The sequence below is a fragment of the Mycolicibacterium llatzerense genome, assembly GCF_000878195.1.
Lineage (GTDB): Bacteria > Actinomycetota > Actinomycetes > Mycobacteriales > Mycobacteriaceae > Mycobacterium > Mycobacterium llatzerense.
Genome location: NZ_JXST01000002.1, coordinates 179685 through 197231 on the forward strand (window position 1 = coordinate 179685; position 17547 = coordinate 197231).

Annotated in this window: 14 protein-coding genes and 1 tRNA gene; 9 read left to right on the forward strand and 6 right to left on the reverse strand. The window is 67.1% G+C overall.

Features of this window, described 5'->3' with window-relative positions; all coding sequences use genetic code 11:
* Window positions 1-36 precede the first annotated feature (36 nt).
* Entirely contained in the window at window positions 37-714 is a 678-nt protein-coding gene (locus TL10_RS02140) for a response regulator transcription factor (RefSeq protein ID WP_043394381.1), read from the reverse strand.
* Window positions 689-2920 (reverse strand): sensor histidine kinase, encoded by a 2232-nt coding sequence (locus tag TL10_RS02145; protein ID WP_052506272.1) that lies wholly within the window; start codon window positions 2918-2920, stop codon window positions 689-691. Before TL10_RS02145 ends, TL10_RS02140 begins: the two co-directional genes overlap by 26 nt.
* 629 nt (window positions 2921-3549) lie before the next feature.
* Between TL10_RS02145 and pdhA the strand changes: the two genes are divergently transcribed.
* The 3 genes from pdhA to TL10_RS02160 are packed head-to-tail and all read left to right on the forward strand — an operon-like array spanning window position 3550 to window position 6897.
* On the forward strand, window positions 3550-4647 hold the full coding sequence (pdhA, locus tag TL10_RS02150; RefSeq protein ID WP_043984330.1) for a pyruvate dehydrogenase (acetyl-transferring) E1 component subunit alpha: 1098 nt from the start codon (window positions 3550-3552) through the stop codon (window positions 4645-4647).
* Window position 4648: 1 nt separating this feature from the next.
* A complete protein-coding gene (locus TL10_RS02155) occupies window positions 4649-5701 on the forward strand; it encodes an alpha-ketoacid dehydrogenase subunit beta (RefSeq protein WP_043984331.1) in 1053 nt (350 codons plus the stop codon).
* Window positions 5698-6897, forward strand: a complete 1200-nt coding sequence (locus TL10_RS02160) for a dihydrolipoamide acetyltransferase family protein (RefSeq protein WP_043984332.1) — start codon at window positions 5698-5700, stop codon at window positions 6895-6897. The genes TL10_RS02155 and TL10_RS02160 overlap by 4 nt, the downstream gene beginning before the upstream one ends.
* Here TL10_RS02160 and TL10_RS02165 read toward each other — a convergent pair whose 3' ends face one another.
* Window positions 6898-7650, reverse strand: a complete 753-nt coding sequence (locus tag TL10_RS02165) for an enoyl-CoA hydratase (protein WP_043394641.1) — start codon at window positions 7648-7650, stop codon at window positions 6898-6900.
* Between the two features lie 118 nt (window positions 7651-7768).
* Here TL10_RS02165 and TL10_RS02170 point away from each other — a divergent pair, with 118 nt between their 5' ends.
* Window positions 7769-8434, forward strand: a complete 666-nt coding sequence (locus tag TL10_RS02170; protein WP_043984333.1) for an MspA family porin — start codon at window positions 7769-7771, stop codon at window positions 8432-8434.
* 8 nt (window positions 8435-8442) lie between these two features.
* On the opposite strand, the gene TL10_RS31400 is transcribed toward TL10_RS02170, so the two are convergent.
* The 3 genes from TL10_RS31400 to TL10_RS02185 all read right to left on the reverse strand — a co-directional run bounded on the left by TL10_RS31400 (window position 8443) and on the right by TL10_RS02185 (window position 9489).
* Window positions 8443-8697, reverse strand: coding sequence for a hypothetical protein (locus tag TL10_RS31400; protein WP_043984334.1), 255 nt, complete (start codon window positions 8695-8697; stop codon window positions 8443-8445).
* A gap of 9 nt (window positions 8698-8706) precedes the next feature.
* Window positions 8707-9363 (reverse strand): hypothetical protein, encoded by a 657-nt coding sequence (locus TL10_RS31405; RefSeq protein ID WP_043984335.1) that lies wholly within the window; start codon window positions 9361-9363, stop codon window positions 8707-8709.
* Between the two features lie 52 nt (window positions 9364-9415).
* Window positions 9416-9489: transfer RNA gene (locus TL10_RS02185), tRNA-Arg, on the reverse strand.
* A 131-nt stretch (window positions 9490-9620) separates the two neighbouring features.
* On the opposite strand from TL10_RS02185, the gene TL10_RS02190 reads away from it, so the two are divergent.
* The 5 genes from TL10_RS02190 to ettA all read left to right on the forward strand — a co-directional run bounded on the left by TL10_RS02190 (window position 9621) and on the right by ettA (window position 17504).
* Entirely contained in the window at window positions 9621-11102 is a 1482-nt protein-coding gene (locus tag TL10_RS02190) for a wax ester/triacylglycerol synthase family O-acyltransferase (protein ID WP_043984336.1), read from the forward strand.
* On the forward strand, window positions 11099-12679 hold the full coding sequence (locus TL10_RS02195; RefSeq protein ID WP_043394367.1) for an HAD-IB family hydrolase: 1581 nt from the start codon (window positions 11099-11101) through the stop codon (window positions 12677-12679). The genes TL10_RS02190 and TL10_RS02195 overlap by 4 nt, the downstream gene beginning before the upstream one ends.
* A complete protein-coding gene (locus tag TL10_RS02200; protein ID WP_043984337.1) occupies window positions 12676-15033 on the forward strand; it encodes a glycerol-3-phosphate 1-O-acyltransferase in 2358 nt (785 codons plus the stop codon). Before TL10_RS02195 ends, TL10_RS02200 begins: the two co-directional genes overlap by 4 nt.
* Window positions 15034-15205: 172 nt before the next feature.
* Entirely contained in the window at window positions 15206-15649 is a 444-nt protein-coding gene (gene ssb / locus TL10_RS02205; protein WP_043984377.1) for a single-stranded DNA-binding protein, read from the forward strand.
* A 181-nt stretch (window positions 15650-15830) separates the two neighbouring features.
* Window positions 15831-17504 carry an energy-dependent translational throttle protein EttA gene (gene ettA / locus TL10_RS02210; RefSeq protein ID WP_043394363.1) on the forward strand — a complete coding sequence of 558 codons (1674 nt, stop codon included), beginning with the start codon at window positions 15831-15833 and terminating at the stop codon, window positions 17502-17504.
* The last annotated feature ends 43 nt before the right edge of the window (window positions 17505-17547 follow it).

Below are 17547 nucleotides of genomic sequence, written 5' to 3' on the forward strand. Positions count from 1 at the left end.
TGAAAAGGGACAGTTTTACGTCTGCTCGCGAGGGGACTAGAGCTCCTCGACGCTGAGGATGCCGTCTTGCACCGCGCGGGCGACGAGTTGGGCTTTGGTGGCTGCCGGCCGCCCCGCTGCGGCGTACTTGGCGCGGACGCGTTGCAGGTGGGTCCGGACGGTGGTTGGGGCCAGGTGCAGGCGCTTGGCGACGATGTCCTTGCTTTCCGTCTGAAACCAGGCCTTGAGCACTTCGCGTTCGCGATGGGTGAGCCCGGGGCGGCCGGAATCAGTGTCCGAGCAGATGGCCGCGGCCATCCGGGGCCCGACGTACGGCTCGTGGGTGCTGGCCGCGCGGATGGCCTCGATCAGCTGGCTCTGGCCTTCGCTCTTGGCCAGATACGTGATCACCCCGATGGACAGGCAGCGCAGAATGACCTCGGCGTTCTCCAGGTGCGAATAGACGATCACCGCATGACCGGCGTCGACGATGGCGGTGACGGCGTCGAAATCGGGCTGGCGGCTGCGTAATTCGAGGTCGAGGATGACCGCGGCCAGCTCGCCACCGGCCTTGGGATACAGGGCAAGGAAGGATTCGGCATCGGGATGGTCGGATGCGACGCGGATCGGCGGGTCGGCCTTTGCACACCATGCGGCGATGCCGGTGTGGATGACGTCGTGGTCATCGACGACGGCGATGGCCAGGGGCTCAGGCGGGGTGGCCGGCGAGGTCATGGCTGACTGGTCCTTCTGCGAGCTGGAGTTGGAAGGTGATCCATACGGTGTCGTCGAGGGTGGTGACGTCGAATCCATCGTTGGCGCCGACGTCAATCTCGGTCGGGATTTCGGCGACTTTGGCGCCGTGACACACGACGCTGATCTCCGCGCCGGTCGATTCGCCGGTCACGGTGATGCGAGCGGCGGTGCTGGTCGCGGCGAGGGCGAGGTCGAGCAGGTGCGCGATCCGCCGTGCTGCGGCTTCGTCGACGGTGGGTAAGGCGCCGTCGACGTTGATGGCTACCGCAACGCCGCGATCCTGGGCGGCGTCGATGTGCGGACGCAGCTCGCGCAACAGGACGTGCTGAAATATCGACGACTGGTCGAAAAGCGTTCGCAGTCGCTGGTATTCGTTCTGAGCGTGCTGTTGGACGGCGGCGTCCAGCGGAGCGCCGTCGGCGAGGCTCACCAACAGCGGACGGATCGTCTCGGCCAGATCGGCGTAGCGGCGCAGGTACTCGGCCTGAACCGCATCGGCGATCCGGTTCGCGGTCAGAAGTTGCTTGCGCGCAGCGGTTTCCGCGGCCGCATCGGCGGCGGCACCTCTGATGAGGTTGTCGAAGAACAGGCCGCACAGCTGGATGAGCAGAACGCTCACCGTGCCGTACCCGATGTCGACGATGTTGTCCATCGAGAGGTCGTGAACGACGGCGTAGCCGATCGGGATGGTCCAACACAGGACCAGGATGCTGATGCTGTAGCGGAGCCTCTCGTTGAGCAACAGGGGGAGCGCGCACCAGCCGATCGCGCCCTGCATCCATTGCACGTCGGTGTCGAGTTGCGCAACCGGCAGGGACGCCGATTGCACCACCGAAATAACCAGCAAGGCGGCAATGCCCGCACGGGTGGGCAGACCGGGCACGCCGAGGCGCCGGACCACGGCCGAGAGCGTGATGGCCGCGGCTACGGCGATCAATGCCAACTGCAGCTTGGGGTGTGCGGTCGAGTGCATCGCGGTGGGGGCGATCGCCAGTAGGTTGGCGATGGCATAAGCGGTCAACATCAGGCTGTATCCGGTGCGGGCGCGTTCGATCATCCGCTCCGGGTCTGCTGGATTCGCCACGGGAGTGGATGTGGGCCAGCGTAATTCAACGGTGGTGCCGCGCCCCGGTGCTGTCGTCACCACTGATTCGCCGCCGAGCCGCCGCATGCGGGCGGCGATCGAGTTGGCCAGTCCGTATCCATGGGTTGGTTGCGTGGCGTCGAATCCGCAGCCGTCGTCGGCGATGCGCACCAGGCCGGGCTGGATCGTGACGGTGACGCCAGTTGCGGCGGCATGCCGGTCCACGTTGGTGAGGGCTTCGCGTGCCGCGGCGGCGACGATCGTCGCGGTGGCACCGTCCAGCCACATCTGGGTTGGTCCCGCCAAGGTGACCGGGGTAGTGATGTGTGTGATGTTGTCACGCAGTGCCGCAACAAGATCGGCGGGTGGAGCCGGTGCCCACGACCGATCGTCGAAGACTTCGAGATCGCGGCGCGCCTGCGTTGCGATACGCGTCGGCGACACCGCGCTGCCGGTGCCCACGATCAGCAGCGTGGAGGCGACGGTGTCGTGCAGCAGCCGCAGTTGTTCCCGGTCGTACTCACGGACGGCTGCGTTGACCTCGTGTTGCAGTTCGGCGGCATGCCGGTTCGCGCGCGCGGCGTCGACCGAATCGGTGACCCGCAACATCAGAACGCGGTTCAGCGTCGCCGCCAGCCACAGCACCGCGAAGTAGACGGCGATGTTGCCGCCGACGTGGCCCCACCCGAAAGCTGTGGTGCCGAGAACGTACGCAGCGGCCACTCCGAGGGCGAGCGCGACATTGATCCATGGGGTGAAGACGGTGAAGCTGATGATCGCTGTCCCGGCAATGGCCACCAGGCTGAAGGTGGACAGGTGGACATGGACGTTGGACGCCAGCATCGGGATGGTCAGGCAGGCGACGATGGTGACGGCGTAGTCGACTGCGAAGACGCGTGCTGTCGTGGAATGCGTGATCAGCCGATAGGTGGCCCAGGTGCCGGCCGCCAGTGCGAAAGCAGTGCCGACGGCACTGACCGAATACTCGGTGGTGACCATGACGGCGTACACCACCAAGCTGCCGCCGTTGCGCAGCACCAGGCTGAGCAGCATCGCCTGACTCAGGAAGTTGCGCCGGGCGGCGTCCGCCGTGTCACCCATGGTTGGCCTGATCGTCTTCCGTTACCCGGATGCGGCGGCCCGGCCACGATACGTCGCACCAGGAGCAGATGCAGCGAACAATTGAGATGGCATCGGCACTCCCGTGGAGGCCATCGCGGAGACGTTGGCGATTCCTTTGCTGGAACGCCGTGCGGAGGTACGGGCCGTACCCCCGGCTGTCGGACGAATTACCAGTTGAAAGTCGATGTTTACCCGCGGTGAACGCCCCGTCATTCCCTCGCCTCCCCGCACATTTACGATGCTGGCATATTGGTTTTAGCACGTTCGGACGACGATCTACGGCCGAGCGCTCGAATCGATCTGGCAAACGACCACCAATCCAGGTGTTTCATACGTTCGGCGGACAAGCGGCTGTCCGGATTCGCCGGTCGTGTCCCCGCCGCGACACGTATTCACTCCGTTACCTGCGATGACCACGGCCGGATCGGGTTCGGGCGCATAATGGCGGTGATGCCCCAGCACTGCGGCGAGCAGAGCGGATCATCCGACTGATGCCACACCCCGGCATCGGCCGGCGACCCCCATCACCCGGGGGTTGCCCTGGTCGCCACCGCGCTGAGCTTCTCGCGGACTGGCGGCCGAACATGCCGTCACCGAAAGGAGGCGGTATGGCTGATGTGTCGGTCCCTGGCCTGGACAACCGGGTGGACCTTGAACCCGTGCAACTCATCGCGCCCGACGGCGCACCCACCTCCGACGCGCGGTACCGCCGCGACCTGCCGCCCGAAACGCTGGGCTGGCTCTACGAGGAGATGGTCGTCACCCGCGACCTGGACGGCGAATTCGTCAATCTGCAACGTCAGGGCGAGCTCGCACTGTTCGCCTCGTGCCGCGGCCAGGAAGCCGCGCAGGTCGGCGCGGCGGCCTGCCTGCGCAAGACCGACTGGCTGTTCCCGCAGTACCGAGAACTCGGCGCCCTGCTGGTCCGCGGCATCACGGCCGCCCAGATCAGCGCCGTGTGGCGGGGCCGCTGGCATGGCGGCCTGGGGTTCACCGAAAAGCACTGTGCGCCAATATCGATAGATATCGGCACGCATGGCCTGCACGCGGTCGGCGCGGCGATGGCCGCGCAACGGCTCGGGGAGGACTCGGTGACCGTGGCGTTCGTCGGCGACGGCGGCACCTCCGAAGGCGATATGCACGAGGCGCTCAACATCGCGGCCGTCACCTCGGCGCCGTGTGTGTTCTTCGTGCAGAACAACCAGTGGGCCATCTCGGTGCCGGTGCGTCACCAGCAGGCGGGACCGTCGATCGCGCACCGCGCCATCGGCTACGGCATGCCCGGAATCCGGGTCGACGGCAACGACGTGCTGGCCTGCTACGCGGTGGTGTCGGAGGCGGCGCAGCGCGCCCGTGACGGTGGTGGTCCGACGCTCATCGAGGCCGTCACCTACCGGATGGGGCCGCACACCACCTCCGATGACCCGACCCGCTACCGCGACCCGGACGAGCTGAAGCACTGGGAGGCACGCGATCCCATCGCGCGCTACCGGGCCTACCTGGAAACCGTCGGGGTGTGGACCCCACGACTGCAGGAGCACGTGGAGAACCGCTCGCGCCGACTGCGCGCTGATCTGCGTGAGTCCGTCCTGTCCGCACCGGACTTCGACGTCGCGGACATGTTCGACAACGTCTACGCCGACATCACACCCGAACTGGCCCGGCAGCGTGACGCGCTGTTGGCCGAACTGGATTGGGAGGGTTGACATGACGCAGATCATCGAGCGACCGGCGTGGCCCGGTGACGCGGAGCCCGACGAGCCGAGGCCGCCAACCGGATCGCCCACGGCGACCACGGTTTCCATGGTGCAGGCCATCAACCGCGCCCTGCACGACGCGATGGCCGCCGACGACCGGGTGCTGGTCTTCGGCGAGGACGTCGCCCAGCTGGGCGGGGTGTTTCGGGTCACCGATGGCCTGCACGAAACCTTCGGGGAAGCACGGTGTTTCGATACCCCGCTGGCGGAGTCGGCGATCGTGGGGATCGCCATCGGCATGGCGATCCGCGGCATGGTGCCGGTACCCGAAATCCAGTTCGACGGATTCGCCGCCCCGGCGTTCGATCAGATCGTCAGCCATCTCGCGAAGTACCGGATGCGCACCCATGGCGATGTCGACATGCAGGTGACCATCCGCATCCCGTCGTTCGGCGGTATCGGTGCGGTGGAACATCATTCGGAATCCACCGAGTCGTACTGGCTGCACACCGCCGGACTCAAGGTCGTGATCCCGTCGACGCCGTCGGACACGTATTGGCTGTTACGCGAGGCCATCTCGTCTCGTGACCCGGTGATCTTCCTGGAGCCCAAACGCCGGTACTGGACCAAGGGGGAGTTGGACACCAGCGTGCCGGCGCCACCCATCGGGCGGGCCGCGGTGCGGCGCGCCGGGCGGGACGTCACCGTCATCACCTACGGCTCACTCGTCGACACTGCGCTGGCTGCAGCCGATCTGGCTGACGGCCATGACCTGGAGGTCATCGACCTGCGGTCGCTGAACCCACTCGACTTCGACACCATCGCGGCCTCGATCCGCAAAACCGGGCGCGCGGTGATCATGCACGAAGGGCCGCGCACCCTGGGGTTCGGTGCCGAACTGGCCGCCCGGATCTCCGAGGAGCTCTTCTACGACCTGGAGGCACCCGTGTTGCGCGCCACCGGCTTTGACACTCCCTACCCGCCGGCCCGGCTGGAGAAACTGTGGCTGCCCGGCGTGGACCGGCTGCTGGACTGCGTACACCAGGCGATGAGCCAGCCATGACGGCGACACGCGACTTCCTGGTACCCGACCTCGGTGAAGGCTTGGAGGACGCCACCATCACCTCCTGGGCAGTGGCAGTGGGGGACACCGTCGAGCTCAACCAGGTCCTGTGCACCGTGGAGACCAACAAGGCGGCCGTGGAGATACCCAGCCCGTACGCCGGTGTGGTGACCGAACTCGGTGGGGCAGAAGGGCAGACGCTCGCCGTGGGCGCTGTGCTGGTCCGCATCGCCACCGATGCGCCGGCGGTGGCGGAACCTGCACCCGAGCCACAGGCTGAGCCCACAGCCGAGCCGAAAGCCAAAGCACCCGAACGCAAACCCGTGCTGGTCGGCTACGGCGCGGACGCTGAACTCGATACCACCCGGCGCCGTCCCCGGGCCAAACCGCGGGTGCGCAAGCTGGCTGCAGAACTACATGTGGACTTGGCCGGGGTGGCGCCGTCCGGACCGGACGGCATCGTCACGCGTCAGGACGTGCTCGCCTCGGCGCACCAGACCGTCGACGCCGACCTGGTTCCCGTGACCGGCGTACACGCCGAGATGGCACGCCGGATGTCGGTGTCACGCAAGGAGATACCGGACGCGCATGCCTCGGTGCAGGTGGACTGTTTTGAATTGCTCCGGGTGCGCGACACCTTGGCCGTCGCCGACGGCACCGTCACGCCGTTCGTGTTGACGCTGCGACTGCTCGCCATCGCGCTGCGGCACCACCGCGAGTTCAACGCCACCTGGGTGCCGGCCGAACACGGTGCGGGCGTGCATCTTCACGAATCGGTGCACCTGGGTATCGGCGTCGCGACCTCGCGTGGATTGCTGGTGCCGGTGGTACGGGACGCAGAGCGCCTGTCCACCCGGGAGCTGGCCTGGGCGGTGGACGGGCTGATCCGCGCCGCCCGCGAGGGCACGCTGAAACCCGCCCAGTTGCACGGCTCGACGTTCACCGTGTCGAACTTCGGGGCGCTCGGTCTGGATGAAGGGGTACCCGTCATCAACTATCCGGAGGCGGCGATCCTCGGGATGGGGACGCTCAAGCCCCGTGCCGTGGTGCGCGACGGCGAGGTGGTGGCACGGCCGACCATGACGCTCACCTGTGCCTTCGACCACCGGATCGCCGACGGAGCCGGGGCAGCCGCGTTCCTCGGTGAATTACGGGCCCTCATCGAGACGCCCGAACTGGCGCTGCTCGACGGATAGTCAGCGTTGCTTGGCAGCGGCCAATCGCGCAGCGAACTCCGGTGATTCGATCGATGCCGCCTGCGGGGCGATCTCGATGTCGACCGCCTTGGCGTGCTGCTCGTTGTCCAGGACACCGGGATGGTCCGTCGCGCGCATCGACGCCTTGGTGGCCAGCACCACCTCGCGGGGTGCCGATGCCGGACCGGCGGCCAGCGCCAGAGCCGCGGCGACGGGGTCGTCGGCGACCTCCAGCGCCAAGCCGTGCCGCACGGCGGCGTCAGCGTCGAACCTCATGCCGAACAACAGCGCCGCCCGTGCCGCCTGCGGGCCGATGGCGCGCTGCAGCATCCAGGTCGCGCCGCCACCCGGATGAATCCCGAGCTTCTGGAACCGTGGGTCGAAGACCGCGCCGGGCCCGGCGATCCGGACGTCGGCGGCGAGCGCAAGGTTCAGCCCCGCCCCGACGGCCGGGCCGTTCACCGCGGCGATCGTCGGCAGCGTGCAGTCGGCCACCGCGAGGAAGCCGTCGTAGATCACCCGCAGACCGTTCACCGTGGCGGCACCGAGCGCGGTCAGATCGGCGCCGGCACAGAACGCCTTGCCTGCGCCCGTCACGACCACGGCGTGCACGCCATGATCGGCCTCAGCGGCGTTGATCGCGGCCCGCAGGCCGGCAGACATTTCCGCGGTCACCGCGTTGCGGCGGTCGGGATCGTTGACGGTGATGAGCGCGACGCGGTCGATGACCTGCGTCAGTACGAGATCGGACACCACCCCAGCCTATGGCCTGTGTTTCGACTCACGTGAGTCAAAACCTTTACCCGAGGTCATTTCTGCGAAACAACTGTGTGATTGCTTTGCTGTTCGTGTTGAGAGGCGTTCGGAGTTCATGTTGAAGCGTTTTGCTGTGGTTGCTGCTGTGAGCATGTTGCTCCCGTTGGGGGCAGCGACCACCGCGTTCGCCGACCCCGCGCCCGCCGGTGACGACGGCCCGCCGCCGGACACCGGCATCGTGGCCTCGGACGAACCGGCGACGGTCACAACGCCCGACGGCTGGACGCTCACGGTGGTGGCCAAGAACGAGACCGAGCTGCCCGTCGCACCTCTCACGACAGCGGTCAGCTCCCGCGAATACCTGGTGGGCGGCACGTTCACCGGAACAGTGACCGGCAAGGGCAAGACCACCCTCGCCGGCGGCACGCTGGAGGCGGGCTACCAGATCGGCTGCGGCATCGAGCTGGGCCAGGTCCGTCTGGTCGGCTCCATCGGTATCGCTACCTCCGGGTCGACGCTGGCCGGATTGCTCCCCACGGGCGTGAGTGTCCCGATGTCGGGCACCGTGGAAATCCACCCGAAGCCCGGCACGGTCACCCAGGTACCCGTCGACAAGAAGTCCTTCAAGGCCGCGCCCGTGCGCATCACGCTCAAGGACACGCACGTCAAGGTCGACGGCTGCGTCGGCCAGTCCTTCCTGCGGTCCTACGCGGTGCTGACCAGCTCGACCACCGACACCGACGACATCGTCGCCTACTACGGCATCACCAAGTCCGTCTGACCCGAACCTCACGCCGTTTCGGCGCGCAGAGCACCCCCGACCGGGCACAATGCCCGGGTCCGTAGAAGGGGGAGCATGAGCGACGACGCCGAATCGCCGGCAATGCGGCAACGCGTCGAAGACCGGTACCGGCAGCTGGCCGAGATGCGCCAGCTGCGGCCCATCGTCGCCGTCGTCAACCGCTTCAACGAGATCGACGGCGGCACCCTGGGCACGGTGGTGTCGGTGCAGCTGTTCACCACGGTGATCCCGTTGGCGATCATCGGCTTCAGCTATCTCACCGGGTTCGCCGACAGCGCCAGTCCCGGCGTCGTAGTGAGCCGGCAGCTCGGCCTGGTGTCGCCGCTGACCGACCACGTACGGGCCGCCTTCGGCCGCGCGTCGGGCCTACGGTCCAACTGGACGTTCTTCGGCGTCGCGAGCTTCCTGGTCTGGGGCATCCCGATGTCGATGACCATCGCCGGAATCTTTGCCAAGGCGTGGCGCCGCGAGCCCTTCGGCTGGGGCGGCAAGCTGTGGCGCGGAGTGACGTGGTTCGTGTTGTACCTGACCATGATCGGAGTGCGGGAACGCATCGCCTTCGGCGCCGAGCACCACGGCTGGAGCCAGGTTCTGCTCTTCGCGGTGTCACTGATCCCGGTCTGGATTTTCTGGACCATCACGCCCGCGCTACTGGTGCGCGGTGGCGGCCGGGGCCGGGCCGCCCTGCTACTCGCGGGTTTCGCGGGTGTGGTCATCGAGGGCACCATCCTGCCGCTGGCTGCTCGGATGATCTTCCCGCCGCTGCTGCGCGGGTGGGACGACTTCGGGCCCATCGGCGTGGCGATGGCGCTGCTCACGTGGTGCGGGATCAGTGGCGCCGGCTGGGTGATCACGGCGTGCGTCGGCGCGGTGCTGTGGGAGCGGACGGCGCCGTCGCAGACGGTCATCGAGGCTGAGTCGGACGATGCCGGGCAGCCTGATACAAGATCAGACACAAAGCGCCCCCGGCAGGAATCGAACCTGCGACCTAGAGATTAGAAGGCTCTTGCTCTATCCAACTGAGCTACGGGGGCAATGCGCTGGAAGTCTATCTCGGCGGCTCCTCGCGGTGGTCACCGCAACAGCGGTATTGCGCCGCGCCGTTCCCGGCAGCGGACTAGCGTTAGGGGCCAGCGCTGGGCAACGACGGAGGAGAGCGACAGCCATGAGCGACGTGCCGGACTTTGACACGGCCGGGTTGCCCGAAGAGTTGAGTGCAGTCGATCAGTTGATGCATCGCGGGGAGGCCAATCCCCGTACCCGTTCCGGCATCATGGGCGTCGAACTGCTGGATGTCACCCCGGATTGGGAGCGATACCGGGCCGGGTTCGAGCAGGCCTCCCGCAAGGCGATCCGGCTGCGGCAGAAAGTCGTGATGCCGAGCCTGCCGACGGCCGCCGCACGCTGGGTGGTCGACCCTGATTTCAACCTCGACTACCACGTGCGCCGGGTGCGCGCGCCGGGTGCGGGCACGCTGCGCGAGGTCTTCGATTTCGCCGAGTTGGCGCTGCAGTCGCCGCTCGACATCTCCCGTCCGCTGTGGACGGCCACGTTGGTCGAAGGGCTGCCGGGCGGTGGCGCCGCCAACATCGTGCACATGAGCCACGCCGTCACCGACGGCATCGGCAGCATGGAGATGTTCGCGAACCTGTACGACCTGGAGCGCGATCCCGCGCCGCGGCCTTCGGCGCCGCTGCCGATCCCCGAAGACCTGTCGCCGAATGACCTTACGCGGCAAGGCATCAACGCGTTGCCCAAAGGCATTGCCAACAACGTGCTCGACGCCACTCGCGGTGCGGCCGGTCTGCTCGGGCGCATGATGCGCGACCCGGCCGACGCGGTCGGCGGGGTGGTCGACTACGTCCGGTCGAGTCGCCGGGTGATGACGCCCGCGGCGCCGCAGTCGCCGGTGCTGCGCCGGCGTGGTCTGGCGTCGCGCAGTGAGGCGATCGACATCAAGTTCAGCGATCTGCACAAGGCGTCCAAGGCGGCCGAGGGTTCCATCAACGACGCCTACCTCGCCGCCCTGTGCGGTGCGCTGCGCCGCTATCACGATGCCAAGGGCATCCCGGTGGCATCGCTGCCGATGGCGGTGCCGGTGAATGTGCGTTCCGACTCGGATCCCGCCGGTGGCAACAGATTTGCGGGCGTGAACATCGCCGCGCCCATCGGCGTCGTGGACCCACGCAAACGCATCCAGAAGGTGCGTGCCCAGATGACCCGCAAGCGGGAGGAACGCGCCATCGAGGTGGTGGGCGTCGTCGCGCCGCTGCTGAACCTGGTGCCGGACAATCTGCTGGAGTCCATGGCAGGCTCGGTGGTCAACTCCGATGTGCAGGCCAGCAATGTGCCCGGGCCGCCGGTCGACACCTTCATCGCCGGCGCAAAGGTGGTGCGGCACTACGGAATCGGGCCACTGCCCGGTGTCGCGATGATGGCGGTGCTCATCTCGCGCAGCGGCTGGGTCACCATCAGTACCCGCTACGACCGGGCGTCGATCAACGATCCCGAGTTGTGGGCCCGCTGTCTGCTGGACGGATTCAACGAAGTGCTGGCTCTGGGTGGGGACGGCCGGGCCATCCCGGCGTCGTTCGAGCTGTCGGACGACCAAGCCGATTCGGCAGTGAACGGGGGTGCCGCACAATGAGTTCGGACGACGAGTACTCGGCAGAGTTCCGCAACGCCCGGTTGCCGGGCTCGGTGGCGGAGATCCTGGCCAGCCCGCAGGGGCCGGAGGTCGGTGCGTTCTTCGACATGGACGGCACCCTGGTGGCCGGTTTCACCGGCGTGATCATGACGCAGGACCGGTTGCGCCGCGGCCAGATGGGCGTCGGTGAATTCATCGGCATGGTGCAGGCCGCGGTGAACCACCAGCTGGGGCGCGCCGAGTTCGAGGACCTGATCGGCCGGGGAGCGCGGATGCTGCACGGCAATTCGCTCAGCGACCTCGACGAGCTGGGCGAGCGGTTGTTCATCCAGCACATCAAGAAGCGGATCTATCCCGAGATGCGTGAACTCGTCCGCGCCCACATGGCGCGCGGGCACACCGTCGTGCTGAGCTCGTCGGCGCTGACGGTCCAGGTGGAGCCGGTGGCGAACTTCCTCGGCATCAAGAACGTGCTGTGCAACAAGTTCGAGACGGATGAGTACGGGCTCATCACCGGCGAGGTGGTCAGGCCGGTGCTGTGGGGACCCGGAAAGGCCAACGCTGCACAGGCTTTCTCCGCGAACAATGGTGTCGACCTGGCGAAGAGCTACTTCTACGCCGACGGTGACGAAGACGTCGCCCTGATGTACCTGGTCGGCAACCCGCGGCCCACCAACCCGGCGGCGAAGCTGGAATCTGTTGCCGCCAAACGCGGTTGGCCGGTGCTCAAGTTCTCCAGCCGCAGTGGCAGCAGCCCCATCGCGCAACTGCGGACCTTCGCCGGCATCGCATCGCTGGCTCCGGTCGCGGCCGGTGCGCTCGGTCTCGGTCTGCTGACCGGCAATCGGCGCACGGGCGTCAACTTCTTCACCTCGGCGTGGAGCAAGGCACTGATGACGACCCTCGGCATCGACCTGAACGTGATCGGCGCCGAGAACCTGCGGGCCCAGCGGCCTGCGGTGTTCATCTTCAACCACCGCAACCAGGCCGACCCGATGATCGCCGGCGCACTGGTCAGCGACAACTTCACCTCGGTGGGCAAGAAGGAACTCGAAAGCAACCCGATCATGGGCACCATCGGCAAGGTGATGGACGCCGCGTTCATCGACCGCGACGACCCCGCCTCGGCCATCGAGAGCCTGCACAAGATGGAAGACCTTGCGCGTAAAGGCCTTTCGATCCTGATCGCCCCCGAGGGCACCCGCCTGGACACCACCGAGGTCGGTGAGTTCAAGAAGGGGCCGTTCCGGATGGCCATGGCCGCTGGCATCCCCGTCGTGCCGATCGTGATCCGCAACGCGGAGGTGATCGCCGCCCGCGATTCGTCGACCTTCCATGCGGGCAAGGTCGACGTCGTCGTCTTCCCGCCCATCTCGGTCGAAGACTGGACCCTCGACAATCTGTCCGACCGCATCGACGAGGTGCGTCAGCTCTACCTCGACACCCTCCGAAAATGGCCGCACGACAAGGTGCCCGACAACGCGCTCTACCACCGGGCAGCCCCGGAACCTGCCGACACAGACGATTCACCCGACGACAGCGGCGAGGCTCCGCGCGGCGCTAAGGGCCGACGGTGAAGCACACCGCTGACGACCTCGCCAGCTTCGATCCGACCGACGACGCTCTGGTGCTGACCGCGGTCGGTTCGGCAGCCGAGTGGGACCTGCTGAACGACTGGCTGGCCCACCAGCGCAAGCAGCACCCGGACACCCGACTCGAGGTGCTCCGGCTGCCGACCGAGGGGGAGCCCTCGCCCGGCACGTTGGCCCGCCTGGTCGAACTACTCAGCGCCGACGACAGCCGTTCCGTGGTGCCGGTCCGGGTGTTCTGGGTGCCCGCCGGTCTGCCGACGCGTTCCAAGATCGTCTCGCTGATCTCGGGCCGCGACCGGTACCGGCCACCGGAGCTGCTGCAGCGCCGCATCCTGCGCAAGGACCCGCTGCGGGCCCGGGTGGTGGCCGGTGAGCCCGCCACCGTCGGGCAGCTGCGGCAGCAGTGGAAAGACACCACGACGGCCGAAAACCCAAGGGAATTCGCCCGGTTCGTGCTGCGCCGGGCGCAGCTCGCGATCGAGCGCGTGGAGCTGCGGCTGCTCGGTCCCGAGTACAAATCACCCCGGCTGGTCAAGCCCGAGGTGCTGGCATCGGCCCGGTTCCGGGACGGGCTGGAGAAGATCCCCGGCGCGACGGTCGAGAAGGCCGGCGAGATGCTCGACGAACTGTCGACGGGCTGGAGCCGGTTCTCGGTCGACTTCATCCCCAAGGTCGGGCGCGCCATTTTCAGCCGGGGTTTCGACCCCAACGTGGACTACGACCGCGAGCAGGTCGAGGCCATGCGGCACTCGCTGGAACTGCACCCGGCCGTGCTGCTGTTCTCGCACCGGTCGTACCTGGACGGCGTGATCGTGCCGGTGGCGATGCAGGAGAACCGCCTGCCGCCGGTGCACACCTTCGCCGGGATCAACCTGGCGTTCGGTCTGATGGGGCCGATCTTCCGGCACTCCGGCGTCATCTTCATCCGGCGCAACATCGCCGGCGACCCGTTGTACAAGTACGTGCTCAAGGAGTACGTCGGGTACATCGTGGAGAAGCGCTTCAACCTCAACTGGTCCATCGAGGGCACCCGCTCGCGGACCGGAAAGATGTTGCCGCCCAAGCTCGGTCTGCTGGCGTACGTCGCCGACGCCTACCTCGACGGCCGCAGTGAGGACATCCTGCTGCAGCCCGTCTCGATCAGTTTCGACCAGCTCCACGAGACCGCCGAGTACGCGGCCTACGCCCGCGGCGGCGAGAAGACCCCCGAAGGTCTGAGCTGGCTGTACCACTACATCAAGGCGCAGGGCGACCGGAACTTCGGCAAGATCTACGTGCGCTTCCCCGAAGCGGTGTCGATGCGCGAGCAGCTGGGACCGCCGGACGGCGCGGTGTCCACCGACCCCGCGGTCAAGCGCCTCGCCCTGCAGAAGATGGCCTTCGAGGTCGCCTGGCGCATCCTGCGGGCCACGCCGGTCAACGCCACAGCTCTGGTGTCGGCGCTGCTGCTGACCACTCGCGGCCTGGCGCTGACACTGGACCAGCTGCACCACACCCTGCAGGATGCGCTGGATTACCTTGAGCGCAAACAGATTCCGATGACCAATTCGGTGCTGCGGCTGCGTACGGCAGAAGGGGTCCAGGCGGCGCTCGACGCGATGTCGGGCGGGCATCCGGTCACCGCGGTGAACACCGGCCGCCAGCCGGTCTGGTACATCGCGTCGCAGGACGAGCACGAGGCCGCGTTCTACCGCAACACGACCATCGACGCGTTCCTGGAAACCGCCATCGTCGAATTGGCCATGGCGCACGCGGCCAAGGCGGAATCCGATCCGGTGGAGGCGTTTTGGTCGCAGGTGATGCGGCTGCGCGACCTGCTCAAGTTCGAGTTCTACTTCGCGGACTCGGCCAGGTTCCGCGAGCACATCGTGGAAGAGATGTCGTGGCAGGCCAACTGCGAGCAGCAGCTGGCCGAGGGCGGCGAGGCCATCTACGCGATGCTGCGGGCCAAGCGTCCGATCATCGCCGGCGCGATGTTGCGGCCGTTCCTGGAGGCCTACGAACTGGTCGCCGACGTGTTGCGGGGCACGCTGCCCGAGATCAGTGAGAAGGAACTGACGAAACGGGCGCTCGGCGTCGGCCGGCAGTACGTCGCGCAGGGCCGGATTCGCAGCAACGAGTCGGTGTCGGCGCTGCTGTTCACGACGGCGCGCCAGGTGGTCGCCGACCAGAAGCTGCTCGAAGCGGCGCCCGATCTGGAGGAGCGGCGCACGGCCTTCCTCGCCGAGCTGCGGTCGATCCTGGCGGATCTGGCGACCGTCGACTCGATCGGCTGGATCAAGTTCGACGTCCGTGAGTTGCAGCGGCGCAAGTCCAAGAAGGCCGTCGAGGCCGAGTAACCCGGGGCAACTCGAGCCGGTGCACTCAAGCCCGGGTTATCCACAGTTCGCGATTCATCCACAACCGGCGCCGCCATTGCAGCGGCGCCGGTTCTTTTGTCGGTGCCTGGCGGGTCAATGGACGCACAGGCCGACGAGAACGCCGGCAACACCGAAATGGATGGAGAAGCACATGTTCGAGACACCCTTCACCGTGGTCGGCAACGTGGTCAACAACGTCGTCCCACGCCGGGCCGGGGAGACCAATGTCGTGACGTTCCGCGTGGCGAGCAATTCGCGGAAGAAGACCGAGGACGGCTGGGAAGCGGGTAATTCGCTGTACGTCACGGTGAACTGCTGGGGCCGCGTGGCCGACGGCGTGGCCGGCCGGTTGTTCAAGGGCGACCCGGTGGTGGTCGTCGGCCACATCTACACCAGCGAGTACCTGGACAAGGAAGGCAACCGTCGCTCATCGATGGAGGTGCGGGCGACGTCGGTCGGTCCGGATATGGGGCGGTGCCAGGTCAAGGTCGACCCCCGGCGGCCGAGCCCGCTCGACGTCGAGGCCGGCGACACAGAGCCCCAGGACGAGCTGTCCGAGACCACGAATTCGGACGACCTGGTGCTGTCCGCGTAGGGCCTCGGTCGGGGCGCCGCGCACAGGGCCATCCGCGGGCGCCCCGACCGCGCCATCGGGCGATTTGGCGGCTTGCCTAGGATGGGCAGCGAGTTTTCGCGGGACCGCGCCAGATCCAGGAGCCGGGGCTCGCGCTACGAGAACGCTACGACGAACAGCCAACGAAAGGCATGACGACGGCATGGCCGAATTCATCTACACGATGCGCAAGGTCCGTAAGGCGCACGGCGACAAGGTCATCCTCGACGACGTCACCCTGAACTTCCTGCCCGGCGCGAAGATCGGTGTCGTCGGCCCCAACGGCGCCGGTAAGTCCAGCGTCCTGAAGATCATGGCGGGCATCGACAAGGCCAACAACGGCGACGCCTTCCTGGCGCCCGGCGCCAGCGTCGGCATCCTCATGCAGGAGCCCGAACTCGACGAGACCAAGACCGTCCGCGAGAACGTCGAGGCGGGCGTGGCGATCAAGGGCAAGCTCAACCGGTACAACGAGGTCGCCGAGCTGATGGCCACCGACTACACCGACGAGCTCATGGAAGAGATGGGCAAGCTCCAGGAGGAGCTCGACGCCGCCGACGCCTGGGACATCGATTCCCAGCTGGAGCAGGCCATGGACGCGCTGCGCTGCCCGCCGCCGGACGAGCCGGTCACCCACCTGTCCGGTGGTGAGCGCCGCCGCGTCGCGCTCTGCCGGTTGCTGCTCAGCAAGCCCGACCTGCTGCTGCTCGACGAGCCCACCAACCACCTGGACGCCGAGAGCGTGCTGTGGCTGGAACAGCACCTCGCCGACTACAAGGGTGCGATCCTCGCCGTCACCCACGACCGGTACTTCCTGGACAACGTCGCCGAGTGGATCCTCGAGCTCGACCGCGGCCGCGCCTACCCGTACGAGGGCAACTACTCCACCTACCTGGAGAAGAAGGCCGAGCGTCTCGAGGTTCAGGGCAAGAAGGACCAGAAGCTGCAGAAGCGACTGAAGGACGAGCTGGCCTGGGTGCGTTCGGGCGCCAAGGCCCGCCAGGCCAAGAACAAGGCCCGCCTCGGACGCTACGAGGAGATGGTTGCCGAGGCCGAGAAGACGCGGAAGCTCGACTTCGAGGAAATCCAGATTCCGACGCCGCCGCGCCTGGGCAACGTCGTGGTCGAGGTCGACAACCTGGAGAAGGGCTTCGACGGCCGCACCCTGATCAAGAACCTGTCGTTCACGCTGCCGCGTAACGGCATCGTCGGCGTCATCGGCCCGAACGGTGTGGGTAAGTCCACGCTGTTCAAGACCATCGTCGGCCTCGAGGAGCCGGACGACGGCAACGTGAAGGTCGGCGACACGGTCAAGCTGTCGTACGTCGACCAGAGCCGGGCGGGCATCGACCCGAAGAAGACGGTCTGGGAGGTCGTCTCCGACAAGCTCGACTACATCGAGGTCGGCCAGAACGAAATCCCGTCCCGTGCCTATGTGTCGGCGTTCGGCTTCAAGGGCCCCGATCAGCAGAAGCCGGCCGGCGTGCTCTCCGGTGGTGAGCGCAACCGGTTGAACCTGGCGCTGACCCTCAAAGAGGGCGGCAACCTGATCCTGCTCGACGAGCCGACCAACGACCTGGACGTGGAAACGCTGTCTTCGCTGGAGAACGCGCTCGAGCAGTTCCCGGGCTGCGCTGTGGTCATCAGCCACGACCGCTGGTTCCTGGATCGCACCTGCACCCACATCCTCGCCTGGGAAGGCGATGACGAGGACGAGGCCAAATGGTTCTGGTTCGAGGGCAACTTCGGTGCCTATGAAGAGAACAAAGTGGAACGACTTGGAATCGAAGCGGCGCGTCCGCACAGAGTGACCCACCGCAAGCTGACTCGCGACTAACGTCGCACGTACGTGCCGATCGGGGCACGACGGTGCGACGTCA

Bases quoted from the DNA above. Each gene is read 5' to 3' on its own strand.
- ssb (WP_043984377.1), top strand. From the start codon at position 15,206: ATGTTCGAGACACCCTTCACCGTGGTCGGCAACGTGGTCAACAACGTC.
- TL10_RS31400 (WP_043984334.1), bottom strand. From the start codon at position 8,697: ATGATCGCCAACGGGATCACCGTGGTGAACAGCTGCACCGACACCACC.
- TL10_RS31405 (WP_043984335.1), bottom strand. From the start codon at position 9,363: ATGACCGTCTGCGACGGCGCCGTCCGCTCCCACAGCACCGCGCCGACG.
- TL10_RS02155 (WP_043984331.1), top strand. From the start codon at position 4,649: ATGACGCAGATCATCGAGCGACCGGCGTGGCCCGGTGACGCGGAGCCC.
- ettA (WP_043394363.1), top strand. From the start codon at position 15,831: ATGGCCGAATTCATCTACACGATGCGCAAGGTCCGTAAGGCGCACGGC.
- TL10_RS02160 (WP_043984332.1), top strand. From the start codon at position 5,698: ATGACGGCGACACGCGACTTCCTGGTACCCGACCTCGGTGAAGGCTTG.
- TL10_RS02170 (WP_043984333.1), top strand. From the start codon at position 7,769: ATGTTGAAGCGTTTTGCTGTGGTTGCTGCTGTGAGCATGTTGCTCCCG.
- TL10_RS02145 (WP_052506272.1), bottom strand. From the start codon at position 2,920: ATGGGTGACACGGCGGACGCCGCCCGGCGCAACTTCCTGAGTCAGGCG.
- TL10_RS02190 (WP_043984336.1), top strand. From the start codon at position 9,621: ATGAGCGACGTGCCGGACTTTGACACGGCCGGGTTGCCCGAAGAGTTG.
- TL10_RS02195 (WP_043394367.1), top strand. From the start codon at position 11,099: ATGAGTTCGGACGACGAGTACTCGGCAGAGTTCCGCAACGCCCGGTTG.
- TL10_RS02140 (WP_043394381.1), bottom strand. From the start codon at position 714: ATGACCTCGCCGGCCACCCCGCCTGAGCCCCTGGCCATCGCCGTCGTC.
- pdhA (WP_043984330.1), top strand. From the start codon at position 3,550: ATGGCTGATGTGTCGGTCCCTGGCCTGGACAACCGGGTGGACCTTGAA.